The organism is Halapricum sp. CBA1109, assembly GCF_009741825.1.
Lineage (GTDB): Archaea > Halobacteriota > Halobacteria > Halobacteriales > Haloarculaceae > Halapricum.
The window spans coordinates 1-2310 of record NZ_WPCA01000233.1 but is presented as its reverse complement, the minus strand read 5'-3'; the positions used below and the strand labels follow the sequence as shown (position 1 = coordinate 2310).

General features: G+C 68.2%; 2 protein-coding genes and 2 pseudogenes. 2 read left to right on the top strand and 2 right to left on the bottom strand.

The features are described from left to right. Nucleotides 1-1223: pseudogene (locus GJ629_RS15510) on the bottom strand (DNA mismatch repair protein MutS); the annotation flags it as partial. Between the two features lie 82 nt (nucleotides 1224-1305). Between GJ629_RS15510 and GJ629_RS15505 the strand changes: the two are divergent. After that, a complete protein-coding gene (locus GJ629_RS15505) occupies nucleotides 1306-1698 on the top strand; it encodes a helix-turn-helix transcriptional regulator (protein ID WP_197428678.1) in 393 nt (130 codons plus the stop codon). A gap of 17 nt (nucleotides 1699-1715) precedes the next feature. Then, nucleotides 1716-2120, top strand: coding sequence for a low molecular weight phosphatase family protein (locus GJ629_RS15500; RefSeq protein WP_231754678.1), 405 nt, complete (start codon nucleotides 1716-1718; stop codon nucleotides 2118-2120). Nucleotides 2121-2124: 4 nt separating this feature from the next. Here the strand turns inward: GJ629_RS15500 and GJ629_RS16565 are convergent. After that, a pseudogene (locus tag GJ629_RS16565) lies at nucleotides 2125-2310 on the bottom strand (glycoside hydrolase family 5); the annotation flags it as partial.

The following is a 2310-nucleotide window of genomic DNA, read 5'->3' as shown; positions in this document are numbered from 1 at the left end:
GGCGTCCAGTTCCGCCCGGAGGTCCGCGACGCCCTCGGGGTCGGCGCGGTCGAGAATCGCCGACAGCGGCGAGTCCGCCAGTCGGTCGGTGTCGGCGACGATGTCACGCACGACGGGGAGCAACGCGAGGGTGTCGCGGGCGGCCGCGAGGTCCCGCGCGTCGGCGCTGCCGGCGGCGGCCTTGCTCGCCAACCGTTCGAGGTCGTAGGCCTCGCCCAGTTTTCCCGGAGGCGGTCGCGGGCCATCGCGGCCTGCGTCAGCGCCTCGATTGCCGACTGGCGGCGTTCGAGCACCGACAGGTCCCGGCGGGGTCGCTGGAGCCACGTCCGGAGCAGGCGGCCGCCGGCGCTGGTGACGGTGTGGTCTATCGTGTCGAACAGCGACCCCGCCGTCTCGCCCTGCATCGTCTCGGTGAGTTCGAGGTTGCGCTGGGTCGTCGCGTCCAGTTCGACGTGGTCGCCGTCGCCGTGGGCCTGCAGGCGCGTCATCGACGCCAGCACCCCTTGGTCGGTGTCCTCGACGTACGCGAGGACGCCGCCGGCGGCCGCGACGGCCACGTCCGATTCCAGTCCGATACTGTCGAGCGCGCCGTCGCCGAACTGCTCGCGGACGCGGTGGCGGGCCCGCCCGGGCGCGAACGCCTCCGTGGTGTGTAGCGTCAGCGTGGCGTCGGTCCGGTCGCACAGGCGGTCGGGAAGGGCGTCCTCGGTCCGCACGTCCGGCCCCGGGAGAATCTCGACGGGGTCGAAACGATAGAGATGAGAGAACAGCGCGTCCGTGTCCTCGGCGGTCGTCACGTGGAACTGCCCGGTCGTCACGTCCGCGAGTGCAACGCCGTAGCCGCTCCCGTCGCCGACGACGGCCGCGAGGTAGCGCGCCTCGGCGTCGGTACTCGACAGCAGCGTCCCGGGCGTGACCACGCGGTCGATGCGGCGGGCGTGGCCGTCGTCGGTCTCGTACTGGTCGGCGACGGCGACGCGGTAGCCGCGTTCGACCAACGCCTTCAGATACGGCGTGAGGTCGTCGACGGGCACCCCGGCCATCGGATACGAGGAGCCGTGACTGGACTTCTGGCTCACCTGCAGGTCCAGTTCCGCGGCCACCGTCTCGGCGTCCTCGCCGAAGAACTCGTAGAAGTCCCCACACTGCATCGTCAGCAGGTCCGCGTCCGTCGACTCCTTCAATTCGAGGAACTCGCCGACGATACCCGTCGCCTCGGTCATACCCACTGGTGGGAGCGACGAGGGCTAAAGCGCTGTGGGTCGACCGCTGCGTTCATATGAATGGTTGCACAACTGTTCATTGATGAGCCAGTCCGATCGTCTGCGGCGGCTGGTCGCCGACGAACTCGGCGACTGTTGTGCCGAGGATGTAAAACACCGGCAGGAACAACTGCGGGAGCTGAAAGCGTCGACACCGATGGCGGACGCTACCGACCACGTCTCGGTACTGTCGACGCTTTCCGACGACACCCGATACCGACTCACACGGTTGATTGCGTCCGGAGGCGAGCGCTGTGTCTGTGAACTAGAGGTGCTGGTCGACGTCAGCGAGAGCGCCGTCAGCCATGCCCTCTCGGACCTAGTCGAAGTGGGCCTGCTCACCCGACGGAAGGAGGGGAAATGGCGTTACTACAGGACGACCGACCGGGCCGAAGCGGTGCTGGCGGCGCTGGACGAGACCGGGGGCGAACAGTGACTGTCCGTGTCGCGTTTATGTGCGTCCAGAACGCCGGCCGCTCACAGATGTCGACGGCCTTCGCCGAGCGAGAACGGGCCGAGCGCGGCCTCGAAGACGACATCGAGATTCTCACCGGCGGCACCGACCCCGCGGATCACGTCCACGAGGAAGTGATCGAGGTGATGCGGGAGAAAGGGTTCGACCTCTCGGACCGAGAGCCGCGGGCGATCAGCGACGCGGAACTCGCGTCCTGTGACTACGTGGCGACGATGGGGTGTTCGACGCTCTCGCTCGACGCCGACACCGATGTCCGGGACTGGGCGCTCGACGACCCCGACGGGCAGGAGTTGGACGCGGTCCGGGCCATCCGCGACGACATCGAGAGCCGGGTCGCGGCGCTGTTCGACGAGATAGCGGTCGACCTGCGGGCCGAGCACTGACGGCTCAGGCGTCCCGGATCGTCCGATACAGCGCCAGCGTATCGAAGAGGTCACCGGTGTCGCCGTCGCCGTCGAAGTCGAAGTACTGCGGGTTGTCGACGATTGCGGGGTCGTTCCGGTTGTTCCAGTACGCCAGCGCGTCGAATATCGTCCCTCGACCGTCGCCGTCGATGTCCTCCAGCAACGGGTC